Raw genomic sequence first — 23,291 nt, forward strand, 5'->3', positions numbered from 1 at the left:
TTCCCGAAAGTTGTGAACTTTCGGGAAGGTATATAACTTACATCTTTACTTTGCGATTAGGACGAAACTCAAAAACATCGTTGTCTAAATTTGTTGGTAAAGAAGAAAAATAGTCGAAAGTGCTTTTAACGCGAAAATTGCTAACTTTTTGGTCAGATTCAACCCTTTTGATGAGGTAACTATCCTTGGCAATCCAGATCATTACACTTCCTCCAAAGCCACTTCCTTTGATTTTGTGGCAAAGTATCCCGTTGATAGTTTCGTCGGTATCCAACTGCGCGTTTTTGGTGGATAAAAAAATACTTTCCCCTAAAAGTTTATGGTTAGTGAGCAGTAATCCAGGGATTTGGATTGAAGTACGAGACGATACCCCACCTGCGGATGAGAGAAGTTTATCTAAATTCTGATTGTTTTGTGTTTGATTGCCAATTCCCCACCAAGATTGGGCTACGTTGTTGGCGTTGCGGTTGATGACCATGAGCGAATTTGACAAACCAACCTCGTAATATTCAAAATTGAATCGCCCCTTTTTATCGTAGGCTGTTTTGAAGTACTTCGCTTTTTCAAAAGGTTGTGGTAAGTCGTAAAATTGTTGAAATACTTTGCCAGAGTCGAGGTAAAAAACGGCATTTTCATAGACTTTCTGGCTTTTGGCAAACACTTCTTGGGCGGTTTGAGCGCAGACGCTTTGGAGACTGAAAAGCGTCAAAGAAAAAAGAGTGAAGTTTTTTTTCATCAATATCAATGGCTTAGACTTCATTAAAAAATACGAATAAATAGTTGCTGAACAGAAGGAGAGCTCTCTATTGGTATGTTTTTTAAGAACTATTTTTCTGATGGGGCAATATATTGATTACAATGACAACTTCAAAGATTTTGCTTAGGTAGTTAGTTTAGGCTAAGACAATTTAAAACAAAAAAGCCGCTGTAAATAGCGGCTTTGGCGAACGTTTTCGAGTTGAAATCACCCTATTTTCTTGACCTCAACTGCCACGGGGCCTTTGGGGCGCATTTTTATCTGGAATGAAACTTTGTCTTTTTCTTTGACGGGCTCCTTTAATTCGTTGATATGCACGAAAATGCTTTCGTTGGTCTTAGTATCTTTAATAAAACCGTAGCCTTTTTGTTCGTTGAAAAAATGGACACTACCAATACGGTCCGTCGCATCGTCCTCGGCGTTTTGAATCTCAGCAGAGTACTCTCTTGGCTTTTCAGGTTGTTTTTTTATTAGCGAAGGTGGCACACTTGATAAATTGCCGTTTTCATCCACATAGGCCATCATGTCTTCTAGTCCTTTTCCTTTGCTAGACGAAGCCAACCGTTCTTCTTTTCGTTCTTCTTTCCCTTTACGTTTTTTTATTTTTTTCTGTTCGCGCTCTTTCTTGGTAAATGTTGTTTTTGATCCGCCCATTTGGTACTTGGTTTAATGATGGTATTTCTTTGAATTAAATTGTGTAGCAGAGATACCAAAGGATTAAAGAATGCGGTTTGACGGCGTAGATTAATTGCCTTATGTGATTGTACAACTAGAGGGAAGCGAACAAAAACAGGGAGTTTGGTATGCTGATAGACTTTCTAACAACAAACATACCATTATAATTTCAGTATCTCTTCTCAAAAGTTTAAAACTTTTGAGAAGAGATACTTTTGTCCCTTAGGAGGGAGGAGAAAGGCTTATTTTTTCTTCTGTTTGCGTGCTTTGTATTCTTTAAAGCGGTTTTCGTACTCTTTGATTTGCTCAGGAGTAAAGCGGTTGAGATAAGTTTCAGGTAAAGCGAGGCGTTCGGGAGCCAACTTAGGGGCGGTGTCAATTAACTTATTGCGGCCACCTGCATTTTTGGTCAAATCAAAAACATCATAAAGCTCTCCCGCCACTGTGTATGCTTTGTACGAAAGCTTGTTGCCATCGACCGAAATGATTTGGTACAACTGCGTGTTAGAGCCTGCCCTGTCCATCCAGTCTTGCAAGCCAATCGTGTACATTTTAGGCCCGCTGACCGACACCACATAGATAGGGCCATCGGGGTATTTTCGGCTCTGTCCCAAAGGCATGTTAAGACCCCGTCCGTAAGTATGGTCATGGCCTTGTAAAACCAAATCGACGTTGTATTTTTTGTAAATGGGCTCCATTTTTAAACGCCATTCATCGTTGTTCCGTCCATTGGCGGTCGAATAAATCGGGTGGTGATGCGTCACAATTGTCCAGCGATTGGGGTTTTTCTCCAAGACTCCCACCAACCATTTGGCTTGTTCTTCCAAAATAGTAGCATCGAGTAAGGCAGCTTGGGAGTTTAAAGAAACAAAACGTACGCCTTGATAGTCAAAGTAATAGGCGGTTTCTTTGAGCCCCGAAGGACCGTTTTCTGGCAAAACAAACGAAGGCCGCCAGTGGATAGACAGCGACGATTTGCCTGCGGGGTCGCGGAAATATTCGTGATTGCCTGGGCTGGCCAGGGTTGGCACCATGCCGTTGATCCAGCCGCCTGCTTCAAACCACTCGCCCCACTGCCAGTCGGCGTTGGAGGTAGTGATGAGGTCGCCCGCGTGAATCATCAAACTCACCGAAGGCATGGCCGAGTACGCCCCTCGAATGGTGCGCGACCACAGCGAACGAATGTCGTTTTGGGCATCTCCAAAATACAAAAACGAGAATGGCACGGCTTGGTCGTTGGCGGTTTTGAAATGAAACCACTCGCTCCAATATTCGCCCGCCCCCACACGGTAACTGTATTTGGTGTTGGGTTTGAGGTTGGTAAAATGAACCGTATGATAAAGTACACGCTTGCCGTCCACGACAACAGTTTCGGTCGTGGCAGGTACCAACGTGGCTTTTTTTACAAAATCGGGCGAAGCATCGGCTTCGTGAATGGCGCCAATGGCCGCAACAATGGTAGAATCCGTTCGCCAGTTGACCGACTGCGAAGTGGCGGCGTTGTTTTCCTGCCAACCCATAATGATACGGTCGGGATAAGGGCTTGGTGTGTAAGGTTTGTGCGTTTGTGCCGCGCTCGTTAGGGCTAAAAAACTGCCTAGTAGAAGGCCAAAAACGCCTGAGTTTTGGATAACTTTCATAGCAAAGGTCACTGACTTATGATTGTACAATTTGATCCATGAGGAGGTTAGCGCGAGCACCAGTTTCACCCGTGCTGGGGCAGGCACCTTCACCTCTGAGCTGCTGAACAATTGTTTCAATGAGGGGTTGTTGAACGTGTTCAGGGTACGGTATTTCAAAGGTTTCGGTACCTTCAGCGGTTTCAACGCGAATGGTGAAGCGCTCGAAAAACGAAAAGGTGATTTTCCCTTTTGAACCAATCAATTCCGATTCGTCGAGGCGTTGTTCGGGGTTGAGGGTGTAGCACCAGCTGCCCGTTCCCAATACGCCCGACTCAAATTCAAAGGAGGCAACTACAATGTCGTCGGCTTGGTACAGTCCAGCTTGGTTTCTGGCAATGCCTTTGGCCGACGCAATAGGGCCAAAAATGTATTCTAACAAGTCGAACTGGTGCGATGCTAAATCGTGGAAATGCCCTCCACCCGAAATCGCGGGGTCAACGCGCCAACGTGGTTGGGCTCCGTCGCCGATTTCTTCAGAGTAGGGGTTATAATGAATTTGAACTTTGACCAAACGGATGTCTCCAATTGCTTTTTTGTCCACCAATTCCTTGAGTTTGAGAAAATAAGGCAACTGACGACGGTAATAAGCCACAAACAACGGCACCCCCGTTTCGCGACTGATTTGGTTCATTTGCTCGCATTCGTCGGCACTGAGCGCCATTGGTTTTTCTACATATACGGCCTTGCCCGCTTTCATGGCCTTAGCGGCATATTCGAGGTGAACGTTGGGAGGAGTAGCGATGTAGATGGCGTTGACGTCGGGGTCGTTGATAAGGTCATCGACATCGTTGTACCATTTAGGCACACCGTGGCGTTGGGCATAATCGGCGGCTTTTTGGGCATCGCGACCCATGACAGCGATGAGCGACGAGTGCGGCACTTTGCTAAAAGCAGGCCCACTTTTCTTTTCGGTTACGTTGCCACAACCAATCATTCCCCAGTTGATATGTTCCATAAAAGCGAAAGTTTTCAATGAATACGGTGTTGTTTATTTGTGCTTGGCGTTTTTAAGATTGGGCTTGGAGCGCCATGTAGCTTCAGGCCCGAGACGGGTAAAATACGTCTTTTTATCTAATTTTTCGTACGGTGGATACGCATATATAAAGCGGTTGGTTGACCAAAAAAATACACTGACAACGGCAACGGTACTCAGCGCGCGTATCCAGGCTTTTTTATACAAACCGTTAAAGGATTGGTGTTGAAAATGGCTAAAGGTTTCACTACTATCAAAAATAGGCTCGTGCTCGCGTGGTAAGGTCAGTAACAGCAATGAAACCAGCATGGCATTGACAGTAATGACCCATTCGGTGAGCAATCGCGAGGGATGCCAACCAACGAGCGCGCGTTCAAAGTTCCCAATAATCATAACCCAAAGCAAGACCAGCAAAAGTAATTGTCCTTTGCCCAACCACGTTTTGGGAAATAAAGCAAGGGGCTCTTTGAAATGACGTCGGATTAGGAGGGCAAACAAAGCAAGGAGCAGCAACCACGTCAGTCGAAACCAGCCTTCGGGCGTAAAATGGAGAAAATCAATGTATGGAAGGCGACCCAAATAGGGGACATCCCAAAGCGTAGGAACGGTTTCGGTACTTCCGTCGGAAAGTGTGATAGTCTGAGTCCAAACTTCTTGGTTGAGCCGTTCGCCCCATTCACTAACATTTTTAAATAGGTTGACGTACGTAATTCCAAGCAATACAAAAAGAGTCATTCCCCCCAATGCCCATTTTTCGGCAGACGTTTTTTGCGGTGAAGGGGCTGATAAAGGTAAGCGCGCCGCTAAGATGGCAAACAAAGTCGCAATGGCAATGCCGTTGACAAAACCGTAGCTTTGTTCCAAAAAACTATGCCAATTTTGTTGTTGCCAATCGGCCCAAAGCGCCAGTTGGTGAGTGTCGGTAGCAGGTAAAATTCGGGGACTTCCAAAGGCCATCAAGAGTTGTTTTATCCATTGAATCCCCGAAAATCCTAGCCCGCCTATCGTCCCGCAAACAACAGATGCAAACGCTACTGATTGGTAACCATTGCGGCGCATCCAGAGAATCATTCCCACAAATGCGCCCGTGATTCCAGCCCAGTCGTCGCTGCGCGGAGGTGTCATGCGCAAACCGCCAATGGACGTAAAAAAGAGGCTTCCTAGCACAGGGAAAATCAGGAACGAAATCAGCCAGCCGCCTGCCATGTAAACAATGAGGGAAGCACCATCGCGGAATTTGCCAAAGCGATAAAAATAAAAGGTAATGCCTAACACTGCTCCAATGAACCAACCAACGTGCTGGGGGTAGTCGCCAAACCATTGAGGCCAGTTGTTCAGGAAGTTATGGGCGTCGAAGGCCGCTTTTTTCGTTTCAGGGTCGATGTAGGTAGGGTCTCCCAGCGTATAGGTAAGCGCAGCGGCAAGCGATGGTGATAGCCCCGTTTTTTGTAAACCCCATTGCCCTACCAAACCGACGAGCGCACCGCCTAGCAAGCAAAGTGGCAACCAAAAGCTCTTTTTGAAACGTTGTTCCCACGTATCGTACAAACCCGCCGCGAGCAGCGCAAAAAAGGCAGGTAGGTAATCGGCATCAAACCAGTAAAGCGGGCTTTTGTGACGCGACCAAGTATGGTCAAACGCAATGCCCGACTGTAGCCAGTTGGCAACAGGATCCTCGATGAGGTCTAGCACGTACCAAGTCGCAAATAACCACCAAACGGGTTTTGTCAGGCGAGTAAGGGTCGATTTGTCGGCGGCAGCGGCCAATGCCGTTCCTGCGCCTCCCAATGCCGCCCATAGAAAACCGATGTAAAACAAGGCTACATACCCATAAAGTTGAGAAGGAGCATGGCCGCTTTCGGTGGATGAAATGACTTGCATGTACGAAATCGAACCTCCGAATCCCCAACCAATTGCTCCAAAAAAAGCAAAATAGAGCACTTTTTCGCGCCAGTCGGGGCGACCAGAAAGCAAACATCCCGTGATGGCCGCCAAACATCCCGCAAAAGCAGCGCCATATTCATGTCCGAAGTTCCCACGGATGCCCCAACCAATGCACAACGAAAGTCCTACCGTTACAAACGTTGACAGTCGCCGACTAGGGGTTGGAGTTGAGGTCAAAAGTGACGTTAACATGCCGATGGTAGGTTATGTCAGATGACTAAATTGGGGGAAGCATCGGATTGGACGGCGTCTCCAACGGCTTGTTTTATCACCGAAAGGTCATGACGGAGACGTTGGGTAAACAGCGCGATGTCAAAACTATGCACCACAATATTGGCACCTTCGTTGATCCATTTGATTTGTCGCTCGGGCTCCAGCGAAAAATGAATGCCAATGGCTAATCCATGGGCGCGGGTTTTATGAATGATGGTACGAACGGCTTCCTCAAAAACGGGATGGTCGTACTGCTCTGGCAAGCCCAAACTCACCGACAAATCGTGCGGGCCGATAAACACCGCATCTAAGCCTTTGACCGACAGCAAATCGTCGAGGCGCTCGAGGGCAGGTACACTTTCGATGTTGGCAATACAAATGTTGTCGGCGTTGTGGTTGGCAATATACTGCGCGAGTTCGGCGGGCATTTCTACGCCTTCGTGGAGGTATTGGTGCAGTACTTCGCCTTTCAGCGGGCGGTACTTTACGCCACCTACTAATTCGCGAATTTGGGTGACTGATTCCAAATAAGGTGCTACCACTCCCAGCGCGCCGCCGTCAATCACTTGGCAAGCCAAAAATGGGTCGGGGCTGGGAATACGAACGATGGGCGTTATGTCCAAGGCGCGGAAAATTTGGCACATTTTGGCGAGTTCTGCGCGGTCTAGCGGGATATGCTCCGTATCAATAAAAACAAAATCAAGCCCTACTTTTTTGAGCGTAGCAGGCCACATGGGCGAGGTGGACGTAAAGCAAGTGCCATACACATTTTGGCCGTTTTGTAGTTTTTGGAGTAAGCTAAGGGTCATGGTTGGAATCTGAAAAGGAAGTATTTCTTAATAACAACGGTAGAAGTAATACGTTTGGGGCAAAGGATGAGGCTATTTATATGAGAATCTATTTTGGCACGTTTATTGGGAAAAGGTAATTTATTCACCGAAGGTGAGCAACATCAATAACTGTAAAAGACAATGGAAGCACCGAAAGAATTTGTAGCTTTGCTTCGAGATACACAAATGATTTTGGACAGTATGCCTGACGAAGCCCTCGATATATCGGTGGTTATACCACTTTTCAACGAAGAAGAATCTCTACCTGAACTTACTGCGTGGATAAAACGCGTGATGGATGAGCACCAATTTAGCTACGAAGTATTGCTTATCGACGACGGAAGTTCTGACGATTCTTGGTCAATCATTCAAAAATTGGCGGTCGATAATCCGAGTATTAAAGGGATTCGTTTCAACCGCAACTACGGCAAAACGCCCGCCTTGCAAACGGGTTTTCAGGTGGTAAAAGGCAAAGTAGTAATTACGATGGATGCCGACCTCCAAGATAGCCCCGACGAAATACCCGAACTGTACCGGATGATTACCGAAGATGGGTACGATTTGGTGTCGGGCTGGAAACAAAAGCGCTACGACCCTCTTAGCAAAACCTTGCCTACCAAACTCTTTAATGCCGTAACGCGCAGTATTTCAGGGGTATATCTTCACGATTTTAACTGTGGATTGAAAGCCTATAAACAGCGCGTCGTTAAAAACATTACGCTTTACGGCGAAATGCACCGCTATATTCCCGTGGTGGCTAAGTGGAGTGGGTTCCGTAAAATTGGTGAAAAAGTGGTGCAACACCGCGCACGTAAATACGGAAGCACGAAGTTTGGGCTCGAACGCTTTGTCAATGGCTTTTTAGACCTGCTCTCTATCACGTTTGTGCATCGTTTTAGCAAAGCCCCCATGCACTTCTTCGGACTGTGGGGAACGCTCTCGTTTTTGATTGGTTTTTTGATAACGACGGCATTGATTATCAAGAAGCTATATTTGATTTACACGCACGAGCCCTATCGAAATGTCACTGAAAATCCGCTGTTTTACTTAGCATTGGTTGCGATTGTCATAGGATTTCAGCTTTTCCTAGCAGGATTTTTGGGAGAAATGATGGTGAAACAACATACCGTGAAACAGCCTGACTACCTAGTTTCGGAACAGATTGGGCTTTAATGTGCGGTAAATGTGTGGTTGGTTACTTCTAACCAACCTTTGAGGTTGCTCTCAACCGAATGAAACAAGGTTTTGAGAAACCTTGGGAGTCAGATTTGAGAATCTGCCTTCACTTTCAGTAGTCTCAGCCCTGTTTGCATAAATATTTTTGTTAGCGGCTGGCAGCATTCAATGGGCTGTCCAAAAATTATTTCACAACTTCGGAACACAATGGTTCTACTATATCCATATAAGTATCGGGATGAATATTAGAGCAGAAGGTTAATGCTTTTTGGTTTCGGCGATTGAGAAAAATGGAAGAGGAAGAACCTGCTGTTCCACCATTTATTTTTAAAATAGACCCCGTTTCAGAAAATTTTACCAACACCCAACCAATTGCCGAATAAACATCTGGTTTAGCCAAAACAGCATTAGAAACTTGCAGGTCAGTCGTTTTATTCTTTATATCTAAAGTTGCCATTGCAAATTTTGCTAAATCTTCGGATGTGGAAATAATACCAATACAACCATCAAGAATTCCTCCATCCCAATGGGGTGTATAATTCCCTTCTTTGTCCAAGCCATTAATCACTTTTGTAGAAATCCTATCAATGCTAAATGCCGAATGCTGCATTTTCAATGGATTGAAAATTTTCGTTTCAACTATTTCTGTAAAAGATTGTCCCTGAATCCTCGACAGAACATAACTAAGCAAACCAAAGCCTAAATTTGAATACATTAACCTTTCTCCAGGCTGTGATTCCATTTTAAGGTCATTTTTTAAATAGTTTATTAAATCCTCTTCATAATAATTACTAAAAGGGTTTTCTTTAATGAAATTTTTTCTATCGTCATAACCAATTGGCATTCTCGGAAGTCCAGAGGTATGCATACCTAATTGTTTCAACGTTATAGTTGGATTATTTTTCAGTTCAAAATGAAGAAAATCTGAAATTGGGTCGTCAAGATTTACTTTACCTTCAACTACTAGTTGAGCTAGTACATTCCCTGTAAAAGATTTAGTAACAGAACCTATTTCAAATGCCGATGTTTTATTATTTGGATACGAAATTTTTTCTCCTTCATTTTTTAAACCATAATAAGTTGTCGTATTATTTTCTGTCACAGAAATAGAGACTTCCGTGTGAACTGGCAAAATTTTAAGAATGGTTGTAATCTTATCTATAAACTCTTCAGTTCGTGTCATTTTATGGTTTTGCTTGTTTTTGCTTCCCGCTAACGGTTTGGCAGCTATAAGAAGTGACGTAAATAGAAAAATAAATATTTATTTTATACAAAAGCTCAATCGAAGAACTGCCGTTTAGTTTAGCACTGAACCTGCCATTTTACCAAACTGCTGTTATGCACAGTGCCTTTTCGCTGGGTCTATGCAAATAGTTGAATTTGCCCAGTCTTAATTGGTTTCATTTCTGTTATGAAGTCGTGCCACAAGCCCAAAGTTAAATTGAAATTGTATGTTTCGTTTATATGATTCAGTTCTTTTTGTAATGCAGGTTTGTCAATAGTTTGAGCCAATTCTAAAAGGTCAATACGCATCAAAACGTCTTTTGTAAAAGTTCGTTTTGCATCTGTAAAAGTTATGGATTGCAGAAACTGCATTGTCGTTTCAGAGTTTAACAATATCAACGAATAAACTGCAAATTCTAATTTGTCAAAGCCCAACATATAGCAGGTATCGTCAAGCATTACAGGTTTTTCGTTTTGTGGAAGAACAAGCGTAAAATAAAAAGTCTTATAAAGTCCTGAAATGGCAACTTTATATGGTTTAAATGAATAATCTCCAACTCCAAAAATCGAAAATGGTGGTTTGTTATTGTAAATGCTCGATTTTCTCGCATTGAAAATGTCTTGATGTTCGCTTAAATACTGATAGGTTTTCGGAAAATTGTATTTGATGTAATTGGTTTCTTGCCCAACTTTTTTTTGCGTAACAATCGTGTATTTTCTTGTTTCTTTTATGATGGTGTTTTTCAAGTCAGAACTTTTTAGAATACCATAAATCAAATCATTTTCTAATTTGATTTCTTCTTTCAGTCCGTTTACAAAATGACCATTCACTTTGTCCAATTCCATAATAGACGAACAATCGTGTTTTATACCTTGTCGCCATTCAAACGGACATTTCCCATCAATTTGCTCAGCGTTGGAATAAGTGTCAAGATTAGAAACAAATTTATCGGAAGTCCAACCAAAATTTAGTTTTGCATTTGAATTATTATAAAAGTCGAACTCTGCACAATCGAATGCCGAATTTGAATTTAGGCGACAATAAAATAGAGAAGCTTCAACAGAAACATTAAACTCATTTTTGCTATCAATGCAATGTTTTTCTAAATTAGAAATAACGTATTTTTTTGTAAATTGGTCAAAGACGATATTTTTAATTACAGCATTTTTAACTAATAAAGCAATGTTCCCTTTTTGATATTGAAATGTTTCAATCATCATTAAGGTAATATATTCGGCAATGTCAAAATTGCCCTTTCCTGTCATTGCATCTAAACCGTTATGGTTTTTAAAATTTGTCTTTTTAGGGAGATTAGATGAACTTAAACTGCCTAATTTTGAATTTGTTACCCAAGGTGGGTTGCCAATAATTAAAATTTCTTTTTTGCTGTTTTCTTTGGCAATAGTTTTAAAGTCAAACTCAAAAACGCTACTGTGAATGACTGAAATTTTAGGTTTTTTTTCAGTCGGATTGCTCAAATAAAAATCAATAATATTGAATTTACTTTCCCAAACATAAGGTTTGTAAATTTCAATTCCGAAAACTTTCTCTGTGCTTGTAAACTGTCGCAAAGAAGCAATAATAAAATTGCCTTTTCCGCAAGTTGGCTCTATAATAACTTCTGGCGAAACGTTTTTTGTTGTCAGATGAAAAGCTACTTTATTTGCTAATTCCATGTTGGTCTGAAAGTCGCCATATTCTGCTCTGTCAGGTTCAGAAGCAATACTTTGAGAATTAGAAATGGTTTCTTTAAGTATTTGCAAATCTTCTGCATTATCAAAAAAATGAATTAATCCGAAGGCTTCATCCATTTTTTGATTAGCCTTTTCAATATCTATAATGTTTTTCAGATTATCGTTCAGATAGTCCAAAACTTGATGAGTAATATTTGCTTCAAATACTTTCATCATTGCGGTTTGTTATAGTTTACAATTTTTTCAATTCCTGGAACGTCATCTGTTAAGGCTACAATACGCTGATATTGTAATCTCCATTGTAAGGCATTAGAAATGGTCAGATAACCTTGCTCTAGTTGTGTTTTTAAGATTTGTTCAGCTATTTGGTTAAGTGCTATTTCATCTGCAGGAATATTTTTGTCTTGCAAGTAAGCAATAATGTCGGCTTCATTTGCGCTGTCTTTTACCATTTCACGCAAACGGTAAGTTGTTGTGTAATCCGCTGTTCGCTCTTTATGAATGAAAGAACAACTTACAAAATTTAAAATTGCTTTGTGCGTTGTCGGGTCGTCTGTTTTGTCATACACAAAAACAAGAAGGTTATAGCCAAGTCCAAAAATCTTTTGTTTCGCATCTGTGAAAGGACAAGATGATTGAGGTTGTTTGATGGAAGTTACTTTAATGTCTGTTTGTATATCGTCCGATGGTAAATCTATCCCTCTTGCAGAAGAACCAACCAAAACTTCGTATTTTTCGTTTAAGTGTTTTTGGAATTTATGCTCAATAAGCGTTCCTACCGCTTTGCCGTCCGTAACACCATAAAGTTCGCTATGTTGAATTTTTGACTGTTCAACACAGAATAATTGTGCTTCTTCTATTAGCTTTTGAATCGTCAATTTTTCCTTTTTTTCCATTCTGTAAATTTACAATTTTTATCTTGGTCAGGCTTGGTCTGTTGCTCGTTTTTTGTCAGTCGGTTGGATATTAGTACTGTCACTTGTGGCATTGTGCATAACTCATAAATAGACTCAGTTATTGCGTCTTCCTTTGAAAGATAGAGAAGTTCTCACTAACTTCCAAGTGATTGTTATAATTGCCTTAAAATGAGTAGTTTGTCTGTTATTTGTTAGATAAACTCTGAAAAACAATACAAAATGCGCCAACGACAAATGCAAGCAGCGTAACAACTTCTGAATATTTAGTATCCGAATAAATAGGGCTTTCACGTGCGGTTGGTTACCTCTAACCAACGGCTGAGGTTGCTCCCAATCGAATGTTTTAAGGTTTTGAGAAACCTCGGGAGTCAGATTTGAGAATCTGCCTTCACTTGCAGTAAGGTGGGACTTACTCCCGAATTTTTTTGTAAAAAACGGGTATTGTAGTTAAATTGTGAAATTATATAGCTTTCTTGCATATAAATGAATATTTAAACTATAAGAACGATGATTACTTATTTGCTAAGTTTGGTTTGTAGCCTTTACGCTAGTGGAGGTACTCAGGAAGTTGCCCAAATGGAAAACCACTCGGTGCGCATTGTCGGAAGTTTTCGCGACAATACCTCGAAAGATTTTCTCAAGAAAAGCACCATTCGGGCGGTGTTTAAGTCGGGGAAAAAGATGACGTACGAGACCAATGCCAACGGGGGATATGAGATTGTAGTACCAGACTCTACCCAATTTCTGACGTTTGAATCAGAAGGGTATCAATCCCAGACGCTTCCTGTTACATTTATCGGCAAAATTTCGAGTCATGCAACATTTGCAGTGACGCCAGAAATGGTGCATAAAGACTCACTTCAAGTTTCTGGGAGCCTTACACAATTATTGTTGGTGTCTTTCCAATTTCCTGATGAAATGGATGTCAATCATTCAATTACGAAAAATAATTCTAGGACTTTTACGAATCTTGACTATCGTAAAACATATAATAAAGGCAAACATTGGTCTTGGAATACTACCCAGCTACCCAAAGGTACTTACGAATATAAATCAACAACGCCAGAAGGTAAGAAGCTATTTTTCAGGCAGTTTGAGATGAAGGATGGGCTTAATTTTATCGAAGTTATTCCCCAGCCAGAAGAATCACTTTTGCCGCCAGCGATGGTATTAACTGACCAAGTTTTGTACTTTTCACAGAGTACGTATGAGTTGAATGAAGAGGCAAAAATGAGTTTGGATGCGGTAGGTAAAGCCTTACTTGCTCAACCACAGACCAAACTCCAAATCACAGGCCATACCGATAACGTGGGGGAATCTGGTAAAAATCTCATTTTGTCGGAGTACCGCGCCAAAGTAGTAGCGAATTATTTGGAACAAAAAGGCGTTTCGACGAGTCAATTGGTGGTAGAATGGAAGGGATCAGCTGCGCCTGCGGTGTCAAACGATGGGGAAGATAATAAAGTGAAAAATCGTCGAGTGGAGCTAAAAGTGCTTTAGTAACAGGTTGAATGAGGTTGTCCAAAAAGTCTGGTATCACCAAATTATCTTCGGCGTCTGTTCAACCTCACCCCCTAAATCCCCCTCTCCTTTCTGGAGATGGGGACTTTTAAAGCCCTTCTCATGGAAGGAGAAGGGTTGGGATGAGGTTAAAACCAAAGAATATTTTGTAACCTGTTACTTTTTGGACAGCCTCGTTTGTGGATACTTTGCTTGAAAAACTTAAAATTCCCCAAACTGCCCGTACATATCCTTCAATTTAGGATCACGTTCGGCATTACGAATATCCTTCCGCATCGCTTTTACCCCTTCGATATCGGTCAAAAGTCCGAGTACTTGGTACGCGCCAAACCGCACAAAATAAGCAGGGTCGTTGCGGGCCATTGTTTCGAGCATTGGAAGGGCTTTTCGCTGTACTGACCCGTCAGATTTGATGAGGTATTTGCCAAAAACCTGCAAAAAATTGTATATCTCAGCCGATTTTAAACGCTTCATTTTCGTGATAAACCAGTCATACTGTTCGGGTTTGGCTAAGCCTGCGTAGTAATTGGCCACGGCCGTTACAATTTCGCTATTAGGAGCGTTTTCGAAGCGTTTTGCTACGTCAACGGCGTCGTCGGGCTTTCCGATAAGGTAGGCGTCGAGTGCGGCCGACACCACTTGATACGAGCTGTCGTTTAGCGCTTCGCGGAAAAGCGGGTCGTTGGAGTTGTCCCCAAATGAACCCAGCGTAATGATGGCCTCCATGCGTACACGGGGGTGGGCATCTACGCGTGCTTTACTCTGAATAATCCGCTCAACTTCGTTAAATTGTAATCCATCGTATTCGGAGAAGTTGGAAACTGCTAACTGCCTGATTTTCCAAAACTTATCGCTCATGGCTTGCATCATTAAATTCCGCACGGTCGAATCAATCAACTGATTTTCTAAGCCCGTAATGGCTTCATAGCGAGCAAGGTACTTACTGCAATGCAGGTATTGGAAAATAAGCTCAGGCTTGGTTTTTTCGTACGTGACTTCACCTAGCAATTGACGTTCCGCATCAAAATCAACCAAATCGGGACGTTGTTTTGCGGGTAGTTCAAACGTCTGCTTGGCCTTATTGATGACGATGTCGTGGGTTTCTTTTTGTCCATTTACCCACACATCTACTTTGAGTGGAAGCCGATATATTGGAGTATAAAGCGAGTCTTGTAATTGGGTTACTTTGAGGGTAACTTTATCGGTATCGTACGATTTCTCTACTTTTAAATTGGGATGTCCAGAGGATAAGAACCACTGATTAAAAAACCAATTCAAATCTTCTCCTGTCACATCTTCAAAGGCTTCGCGCAAGTCATTTACCTCTACTGTGCCAAATCCGTAGCGAATTAGGTAGTTTCGAGTGGCCGTAAAAAACGCTTCGTCGCCAATGTATTTGCGAAGCATGTGCAGCACCAATCCTCCTTTGGCGTACGAATGGTTGTCGAACATATCTTCCATATCGGTATAATTGTACCGAATGAGGGGTTCTTGTTTTTGTTCGGACTCGCCCAAATACTGCTGTAACGACCCTTGCGCCCAGAAATCAGCCTGTTCTGCCCCGAGTTTATGCTCGTTCCAGAGGTATTCTGAGTAGTTGGCAAATGCCTCGTTCAAGGTCAAATGTACCCACGATTCACAAGTGACCAAATTTCCAAACCAATGGTGCATCAATTCGTGCGCGATGACGTCGTCGGAATTTCCGTCGAGCAAAGCACGACTATCGCTTTGTACGTTTTCGGCATGGACGGTCATGGACGTGTTTTCCATCGCACCTGCTACAAAATCACGAACGGCGATTTGGGCGTATTTATCCCACTGAAATTCTACCCCAAACTTATTTTCAAAGAAATCAATCATCTCGCGGGTACGACCAAAAATCGCTTTGGCGTGTGGCCCATATTCAGGTTCTACGTAATAACTCAGTTCGAGGCCATTGCGGATGGTATCTTTTACCACGGCAAAATCGCCCACGACAAACGCCGCGAGGTAAGGTGCGTGTGGTAGTTTTTGCACCCAGCGGTCGGTGCGGGTACTATCAGCGTTGAGGCGAGACTCAATAAGTTTACCGTTGGAAAGCGTTTTAAAGCGTTTTTCGACCGTCAGGCGAATGTCTTGGGTCATCTTTTCGTTGGGACTATCGACCGTTGGCATCCAGCAAGAATTATATTCGGTTTCTCCCTGCGTCCAAATCTGCTGCGGTTTTCCTTCGTCCAATCCGTCGGCATTGATAAAATAAAGCCCTTTGTCGCCCTTTGTGCCCACAATTCCCGCAGGAAGTTCATTGGGTTTGGCAACGTAGTCGATGAGTACGTGAAGGGTATCAAAGCGCGAGTACTTACGACGGAGTTTGATGGTCAAAAGGCGCTTGTCGTAGGTGTATTCGAGCGGGTCGTTGAGGTATTCGTAGATGTACTTTTTCTGAAGCGAATCGTACTTCTTGAGGGTATCTAGCTGGAAAATGCCCTTGATGTCAAAGCCTTTGGCATCTAGTTCAAGGGTATTTTGGGGGTAAAAAAAAGGTTTAAATGTAATGACCGCACTGCCAAGCGCGTGCTGACGAAGCCAATCGAAGCGCAAGTCGAGTTGGGTATGTAAAATATCGTTTTTGAGCGTGCGAGTAGGGCGACTGGGGCCTTTCTTTGCTACCCAAACAGGCGCTTTGCGAAGCGTATCAGTAGGGTTATTTGCTTTTGAAAACGAGCAAAATGCGATGAAACAAGAAAATAAAAGTAATGCGATTCGTTTTACCATCAGTTCAATCCTTTGTCTTTAGGACGTTGAAAGTCAAAAAGGTAATTTGGTACAATGAGAAAAAATAGACCGCTGACGCAGATTAAATAATAACGCAAAGTTCGGAAAGGTATTGGAAACAACGCAACAATTCACAAAAAAAGCGCCAATCGATGTAACTCGACTGGCGCTTTTGCTGGTCTGACTATCGTTTGACCTTTATCAGGTACGGTCTGACTATCGTTTGACTTTTATCAGGTACTGTCTCACTATCGTCTGACCTTTATCAGGTACGGTCTGACTATCGTTTGACCTTTATCAGGTACGGTCTGACTATCGTCTGACCTTTATCAGGTACGGTCTGACTATCGTCTGACCTTTATCAGGTACGGTCTGACTATTGTTTGACCTTTATCAGGTACGGTCTGACTATCGTCTGACCTTTATCAGGTAGGGTCTGACTATCGTCTGACCTTTATCAGTCGCGGTCAGACGATAGTCAGACCGCTGTCCAACCTTATACCAATTCGTTTTTTACCAAATACTCGGCAATCTGAACGGCGTTGGTCGCTGCACCTTTGCGGAGGTTGTCGGCCACAATCCAAAGATTGAGGGTTTTAGGTTGTGATTCGTCGCGGCGAATACGTCCTACAAACGTCTCATCTTTGCCGTGTGCCGTCAAAGGCATTGGATATACTTTATTTTGTGGGTCGTCTTGGATTACCACGCCTTCGGCTTGGCCCAAGATTTCGTAAATATCTTTGAGGTCAAACTCATTTTCAAACTCAATGTTTACGGCTTCCGAGTGACCACCAATCGTTGGGATACGCACCGTCGTAGCAGTAACGGCTATGTTGTCATCCATCATGATTTTCTTGGTTTCGTTGGTCATCTTCATTTCTTCTTTGGTATAACCGTTATCCAAGAAAACGTCGATGTGCGGCAATACGTTAAGGTCAATAGGGTGAGGATAAACCTTGGGCGCGTCTTGATTTCCAGCACGTTCAGCAAAAAGTTGGTCAACGGCTGCTTTGCCCGTTCCTGTCACCGACTGATACGTAGAAACCACCACGCGTTTGATACCATAGCGCTTGTGTAACGGATTCAAAACCACCACCATCTGAATAGTCGAACAGTTGGGGTTGGCAATGATTTTATCTTCTTTGGTCAACGTGAAGGCGTTGATTTCGGGTACTACCAATTTTTTGGTAGGATCCATCCGCCATGCCGATGAGTTGTCAACGACTGTGATACCTGCTTCAGCAAATTTAGGGGCAAGCGACAAAGAAGTTCCACCACCTGCCGAAAAAATAGCGATAGCTGGCTTTGCTGCAATTGCATCTTCAAAGCTAACAATGGTGTACTGTTTACCCTTGAACGTGACCTGTTTACCTACTGATCTTTCTGATGCCACTGGAATCAACTCAGTGATTGGGAAGTTACGCTCTTCGAGTACTTTGAGGATTTCGCTGCCTACCAAACCGGTAGCGCCTACTACTGCGATTTTCATGATGATTTGGCCCCCCGCCCCCAATAGGGGAGTGCTTTTTAAGTGATATAAAGCCCCTATTGGGGGATGGGGGCTAAAAAAAAATCGTCACCATGAAGGTTAAGAATCTGGACAAACACGCTGGCATGGTGGGGTCAATATCCCATCAGGCTCCGCGTGTCTATTTAGATTTCTTTGTGTTCACAGTGACGATTCAAAATGTGGGTGCAAAATAAGGTCTTTCTCAGAAGTAAGTCAAGAAAATAATGGATTTTTTACAAAAAAGTTAAAAGTTGACGAGCTTTTTTGTCATTTTATTAATCCATCGACGTTAAAACGTTTCAAATTTTGTTCTGTCCAAAACTGGCTATTAGGCTTCAGAACGACGTTGAGCATTCCTTGGGTAGCGGGCTCGTTGGAGGCTTGGAAATGCCTAATGATGTCGATGGCGTCAATATCTTGTCCAGAAAGCATTTGCAATGATTCCCAGGAGGTAGGCAGCCCGTCGATGCTCAAAAAAGCTTTTCGGGTTGACACTTTTTCCCCTTGTTCTATCCAATAGACTCCGTCGGTTTTGGGCTTGATTTGGCCGTAAAATTCACCTAACAAGCGTAAAAGTGGAAAGGCATGGTCTGATTTGTCTATGACCAAGGTACTATCGGCCTTGAGGTAGGGGCGTCGGAAATCTTTTGAAACTTTAGGTGCTTCTGTTGTGGTAGAAACGGCATGGCGTTGCCTAGAAACTTGGGCTAAACTATCTTTTTTCGAGGAACTGAGGGGCTGGACGGGATGCCAAAACCATTGGGGGACAATGGGCGTCCATTTGGTATCAAGTGCAATGGATGCGTTTTTGATTTTGTCATTTTGCGTTTGAATTGTAATGTTGGTTTCTCCAAAAAACAACATTGGAGTCGAGGCAAAACTCCCTTCGACGTCAGTTGAGGCTTGAAAATGTAGGGCGGTTGAGTCTGATTGTACAAGGCCAATCACAGGACTGTTAGCTACAGGACGCCCGTTGGGTTGTTTAATCATTCCCCGTACTGTGAGTCCAGATTCGTACTCCAATACCGTTGCATCCGATGAATTGTAAGGGCGCACTTCATGCGTGAGTAAGAATGTATCCAGGGTTTGGGGGAGGGCAGGGGTAGTTGTAGGGAAATAGCAAGCGCTTAATTCGCTTTCAAAAAACTGAACATGAAAAGGTGCTTCGTCGTCGGACGAATGGTAGAAAGCGCGACTGGCAATCGGATTATTGAGCGCGTCGAGCAGAATTACTTGCATAACGCCTGTTCCTTCCAAATCTTCTTTGGCAATGCGGGCGGTAGTTAGATTTCCCTTGGGGGTAGCGATGGCCTCATAGACAATTTGCCCGCGTAAGTGAATCAGCAGGCGCATCGGTTTCCACTCTTGGGCCGAAAGGTTGTTGTAAATTTTAATGATGACAGTCGCCGTATCGCGCAGTACATCAACGTTAATGACGTAGCCTTTGGGTCGAAGGATGGGGAGGCTAACTTCGTTTCCGTTGCTTAGTTTAGCTCGGAGGGTTTGGTTAGGTGGAGGTAAAATGAAGAAGTTTCCGTATCCTTGTCCATTGGTTTTAAATGTCATTAGGGTATCGTTGGTGGCGTTGAGTACCCAACCATCAACGGCTACAGGAGCACCCGATTTGGTAAAACTACGAACCCCAACTCGATTGGGCAGTTCTGCTATCAAATGCCCGCTTTCAGGAAAAAATGCCACGTTGGCCGAATCGTTTTGTGCAGACAAAACAGAAGCGCCGATGACTTGAAAAGATGCTCGCCCCCAGAAACGCTCATCAAAATGCCTTGCCCAGTTGTTGTACGCAATCAGTTGGTAAGTACCTCCCTGCAATGAATCAGGAACCACCCAATGTCCCGAAAGCCGCCCGTTTTCTATCCATAGAGGTTGTTGCCAAACTACTTTATTTTCGTTGCGAATGGCAAGATACACAATGGTTTGGGAGATAAATTGGTGGGAAGTAGCATCAATAACTTCTACTTGATAGTGAAGCGTGTCGCCCAGGGCAAAGTGCGATTGCGAGAGTTGCAGAAGAAATTTCTCTTGTTTTTGAAAATGCGGAATAAGCCCAGCTTGCTCCAGCGGTGCCGACGAAAGGCTGTCGTTGGGCTGGTAGTCGTTGGGAAGTAAATCCGCGATGCGTTTTTTACTCATGCTCCCGCTTGTGGTAATCTGGTACGAATTTTCAGGAATACCATCATACGAAAAGGCAAAAGCTGCCCCTTTGATGGTCAACCAAGTGACTTCACGGTTGAGGTCGAAATACCAACTTTGGGGGTCGCGGCGATGGAGATAATGGATTTCGTACTTACGATTGGGCAAAATCACGCGTTGCAAAGCTACATCGGTATAAGCCAACGTATCGGGGTTAATTTCAAGGAGACGGTTGTTCCTAAAATACCGATTTCGGGAAATTAGCTGGGTAGTGGTGTCCGTATCCAGATAAACCCGAAAGCCTTCCGATTGGCTTTTTTTGTGCGCTACTGCCCTTAAAAAATGGTGAATAGAGCCCCGATAGGCGTCATTTCGGGCCAATTCCCACTCTTTTTGTTGGCTGTCATTTTTGGCTGTCATTTCCCGATACAACAACTTGCCGCTAAATTCGTAGGTAGTCGTAGTGGCGTTAAACTGTTCTAATTGGTATTCAATATGATAACCGAGTGATTTGTTTTCTATCTCAAAAGCGCGGGATGAAGTGGCATGAAGTACTTGTTTTTTGCGGCTAAGGTCAATAAAATAAGGGTCTTTGATTTCGCAATTTCGAGCGTTTTTGGTACGCCCTAAAAACTCACGTTGAAAATCTTTGTACAGCCGTTTCCATTGTTTGTCGCGTTTGCCAGCCACCTTTACTTCCGCTAAAAAACGAGTGTCAGGCTGGAGTCGAATCGAAAAACGGCGGGTTTCGTCGGGACGTAAAACAACTTCTTGTTCAAACGATTTAAACCCCACCATCGACGCCACCACTTTAACGTAGCCCGAAGTCTGAACCCGCAGCGTAAAATTCCCCTTTGTATCAGTTTGTGTACCCTTGGTGGTGTTGCTGATAAAAACATTTACAAAAGGCAGGGGCTGATTGGTTGCGTCGTCAATGATATTTCCTGTGAGGGTCTGGGCAACATTTGTAAAGGGTAGCCCAAGGAAAGCTAACACAAAAAAAACAAAGCGAATTCGGGTTACGCTATTGTTTGCTTGGTTATAGTGAGTTTGGTTTCTCAAAACCAAACAGTTACCGAGCTGCAAGTTGTTCAAAGCCTGCCTGTTGAACCCGAAGGAGTGGATGAAAGTCGCCATACATTGGTAGGAGTGATGCAGTAATCTAAACGAACATCAAAGGCGTCGGCATCGGTAATAGTTGGTATTGGGTCAAAAAAAGATACGCCTATTTTGAGGACATTGGAGCGGCACTGTGCCAAAAAACGATCATAAAACCCTTTTCCATACCCAACCCGATTGCCTTGGTGGTCAAAAGCTAAAAGTGGAATAATCACCAAATCTATCTTTGACACTGGAAAATGGAGGGAAGTTGAAGGATTTGGCTCTAAAATTCCCCACTGATTTGGGAGAAGTTCGATGTCGGGGGTCCACAGATAATGCTCCATTTCGCCCGTTTCGGGAAGGCTACGCGGAACGACGATGCTGGTACGGAGAAATTCTCGCTGAAGGGTATCAATGATGGGAAAGGTATCCACTTCCTTTTGGCGATGGATAGGCAAGTAGCAGTGAATGGCTTGGAAGTCCGCCACAGGAAAAGTTGCAAAAAACAGCCGCGCAATGGCTTGACTTTGCGCGGCTGTTTCGGAAGATGAGAGTACCACACGGCGTTCTTTGAACAGTTTGCGTAGCTCCTTTTTGGTCATGATTTATTACTTAATTCCACCCATCCAATCTTTGAGTGGGCGTTGAAGAATGAAGATTACTCCGCCCACTGCCAAGCAGAACCAAACGATGCTCATAAACATTTGGGGCATTTGCTGAACGTTCTCTTCGTCGAAACCTCCTGCAAACAAACCTGCAAAAAGGTTGCCCAAAGCCGCAGCCACAAACCAAATACCCATCAATTGGCTCAAGTATTTTTTAGGCGCAAGTTTGGTATAAGCACTTAAACCAACAGGGCTCAAGCACAATTCACCGAGGGTATGGAATAAGTATGTAAATGTCAAAAACAAGGCCGATGCTTTTACGCCAGTAAGGGCTATTTGAGCACCTACGACCATGATATAATAGCCCAATCCAAGTAAAAATAAACCAATGGCAAATTTGACTAGCAAAGGTGGGTTAAATTGTTTTTTCTCCAAAAATACCCACAAACCACCCAAAACAGGGGCAAAAACGAGGATATAGAAAGGATTGAAGTTTTGAAACCAGCTTGACGGCATTCCAAAAGGAAGCTCTGAATAGCGGTCGGCAAAAATTTGCAGCGACGAACCTTGTTGCTCAAATCCAGCCCAAAACAATACAGCACCCCAGAATAGAATGAATAGAATCACGATTCGTTTTCTTTCGGTGGTATCAAGTCCTGATGCAAAAATAAGGTTGAGGAAATAAACGATAACGATGGCCACCGCAATAACACCCATCGACGTAGCTACGGCTGCTTTGCTGCTCCATTGGAACAAGCCGTTGAATTGCATTACTAGAAGGAAAACCACCAACGCAGCGAGCAGTCCCCACGTAATGGGATTGGTTTTTTCAGAAGACTTGTCCGAGGCCAACGCCTTGGGCAACATGCCTTTGTCTTGGAGGTAGGTTTGGGCCGTAAAACGATAGACAAGCAAGCCCAAGAACATGGCTACCGCCGCTGCTCCGAAGCCGTAGTGCCAGCCTACTTTTTGACCAAGGTAACCTACAATCAGAATTCCTAAGAACGACCCTGTATTGATACCAATGTAAAAGATAGAAAAGGCGGCGTCACGTATAGCACCCCCTTCAGGATATAGCTCACTGACGATAGAGCTGATGTTGGGTTTAAGTAGTCCTGTTCCAATTGCAACAAGCCCTAATCCTGCGAAAAAAACGGCTTGTGAGCCTGGAAAAGCGAGGACAATGTGACCTAACATGATGGCGATACCGCCGTACCAAATGGCTTTGCGTTGACCCAAAACGTTATCGGCAAGCCAGCCACCAGGCAAGGATAAAAGATAGACAGAGAAGGTATATAATCCGTAAATAGCGCCCCCTTCACCTTCGTTGAGGCCCATTCCTCCTGAGGTTTTATCGAGCAAAAATAACAGAAGGATGGCGCGCATACCATAGTAAGAAAAACGCTCCCACATTTCGGTGAAAAACAGTACAAATAAGCCCTTGGGATGGCCAAATAGTGTTTTTTCGGACATAAAAAAGGTCAGTTTAGTTAGGTTTTGTTTGAGTGCTGAAAAAGTGCATTAAAAAAGTGGTAATCGAGTAAAAATGCGTACTCGATTACC

The 23,291-nt window shown here is 43.5% G+C and carries 16 protein-coding genes; 2 read left to right on the forward strand and 14 right to left on the reverse strand.

Features of this window, described 5'->3' with window-relative positions:
* Positions 1–37: 37 nt before the first annotated feature.
* From AC23P2_RS14670 to AC23P2_RS14695, 6 genes are all read right to left on the reverse strand, one after another.
* Entirely contained in the window at positions 38–736 is a 699-nt protein-coding gene (locus AC23P2_RS14670; RefSeq protein WP_487773899.1) for a hypothetical protein, read from the reverse strand.
* A gap of 228 nt (positions 737–964) precedes the next feature.
* On the reverse strand, positions 965–1,411 hold the full coding sequence (locus AC23P2_RS14675; protein ID WP_487773900.1) for a cold-shock protein: 447 nt from the start codon (positions 1,409–1,411) through the stop codon (positions 965–967).
* Positions 1,412–1,674: 263 nt separating this feature from the next.
* Positions 1,675–3,072, reverse strand: a complete 1,398-nt coding sequence (locus tag AC23P2_RS14680; protein ID WP_487773901.1) for a purple acid phosphatase family protein — start codon at positions 3,070–3,072, stop codon at positions 1,675–1,677.
* A 16-nt stretch (positions 3,073–3,088) separates the two neighbouring features.
* Positions 3,089–4,069 (reverse strand): Gfo/Idh/MocA family protein, encoded by a 981-nt coding sequence (locus AC23P2_RS14685; RefSeq protein ID WP_487773902.1) that lies wholly within the window; start codon positions 4,067–4,069, stop codon positions 3,089–3,091.
* A 33-nt stretch (positions 4,070–4,102) separates the two neighbouring features.
* A complete protein-coding gene (locus AC23P2_RS14690; RefSeq protein WP_487773903.1) occupies positions 4,103–6,223 on the reverse strand; it encodes a hypothetical protein in 2,121 nt (706 codons plus the stop codon).
* Positions 6,224–6,240: 17 nt separating this feature from the next.
* Entirely contained in the window at positions 6,241–7,053 is an 813-nt protein-coding gene (locus tag AC23P2_RS14695; protein WP_487773904.1) for an HpcH/HpaI aldolase family protein, read from the reverse strand.
* Between the two features lie 222 nt (positions 7,054–7,275).
* On the opposite strand from AC23P2_RS14695, the gene AC23P2_RS14700 reads away from it, so the two are divergent.
* Positions 7,276–8,247: a glycosyltransferase family 2 protein gene (locus AC23P2_RS14700; protein ID WP_028525419.1), complete on the forward strand. Its 972-nt coding sequence runs from the start codon at positions 7,276–7,278 to the stop codon at positions 8,245–8,247.
* A 187-nt stretch (positions 8,248–8,434) separates the two neighbouring features.
* Here AC23P2_RS14700 and AC23P2_RS14705 read toward each other — a convergent pair whose 3' ends face one another.
* The 3 genes from AC23P2_RS14705 to AC23P2_RS14715 form a co-directional block, all read right to left on the reverse strand.
* On the reverse strand, positions 8,435–9,433 hold the full coding sequence (locus AC23P2_RS14705; protein WP_487773905.1) for a serine hydrolase domain-containing protein: 999 nt from the start codon (positions 9,431–9,433) through the stop codon (positions 8,435–8,437).
* A 179-nt stretch (positions 9,434–9,612) separates the two neighbouring features.
* Entirely contained in the window at positions 9,613–11,385 is a 1,773-nt protein-coding gene (locus AC23P2_RS14710; protein ID WP_487773906.1) for a hypothetical protein, read from the reverse strand.
* Positions 11,382–12,065 carry a type II restriction-modification system restriction endonuclease gene (locus tag AC23P2_RS14715; protein WP_487773907.1) on the reverse strand — a complete coding sequence of 228 codons (684 nt, stop codon included), beginning with the start codon at positions 12,063–12,065 and terminating at the stop codon, positions 11,382–11,384. The genes AC23P2_RS14710 and AC23P2_RS14715 overlap by 4 nt, the downstream gene beginning before the upstream one ends.
* A gap of 528 nt (positions 12,066–12,593) precedes the next feature.
* Between AC23P2_RS14715 and AC23P2_RS14720 the strand changes: the two genes are divergently transcribed.
* Positions 12,594–13,586, forward strand: coding sequence for an OmpA family protein (locus AC23P2_RS14720; RefSeq protein WP_487773908.1), 993 nt, complete (start codon positions 12,594–12,596; stop codon positions 13,584–13,586).
* Positions 13,587–13,808: 222 nt separating this feature from the next.
* Here the strand turns inward: AC23P2_RS14720 and AC23P2_RS14725 are convergent, their stop codons facing one another.
* From AC23P2_RS14725 to AC23P2_RS14745, 5 genes are all read right to left on the reverse strand, one after another.
* Positions 13,809–16,361, reverse strand: coding sequence for a M1 family aminopeptidase (locus AC23P2_RS14725; protein WP_487773909.1), 2,553 nt, complete (start codon positions 16,359–16,361; stop codon positions 13,809–13,811).
* Between the two features lie 496 nt (positions 16,362–16,857).
* Positions 16,858–17,850, reverse strand: a complete 993-nt coding sequence (locus AC23P2_RS14730; protein ID WP_028525416.1) for an aspartate-semialdehyde dehydrogenase — start codon at positions 17,848–17,850, stop codon at positions 16,858–16,860.
* A gap of 288 nt (positions 17,851–18,138) precedes the next feature.
* On the reverse strand, positions 18,139–21,018 hold the full coding sequence (locus AC23P2_RS14735; protein WP_487773910.1) for a carboxypeptidase-like regulatory domain-containing protein: 2,880 nt from the start codon (positions 21,016–21,018) through the stop codon (positions 18,139–18,141).
* 95 nt (positions 21,019–21,113) lie between these two features.
* Positions 21,114–21,725 (reverse strand): 5-formyltetrahydrofolate cyclo-ligase, encoded by a 612-nt coding sequence (locus AC23P2_RS14740; RefSeq protein ID WP_487773911.1) that lies wholly within the window; start codon positions 21,723–21,725, stop codon positions 21,114–21,116.
* Positions 21,726–21,731: 6 nt separating this feature from the next.
* Entirely contained in the window at positions 21,732–23,201 is a 1,470-nt protein-coding gene (locus tag AC23P2_RS14745) for a peptide MFS transporter (protein WP_487773912.1), read from the reverse strand.
* Positions 23,202–23,291 lie beyond the last annotated feature (90 nt).

The sequence above is a fragment of the Runella sp. R0.1_18 genome (assembly GCF_057652155.1).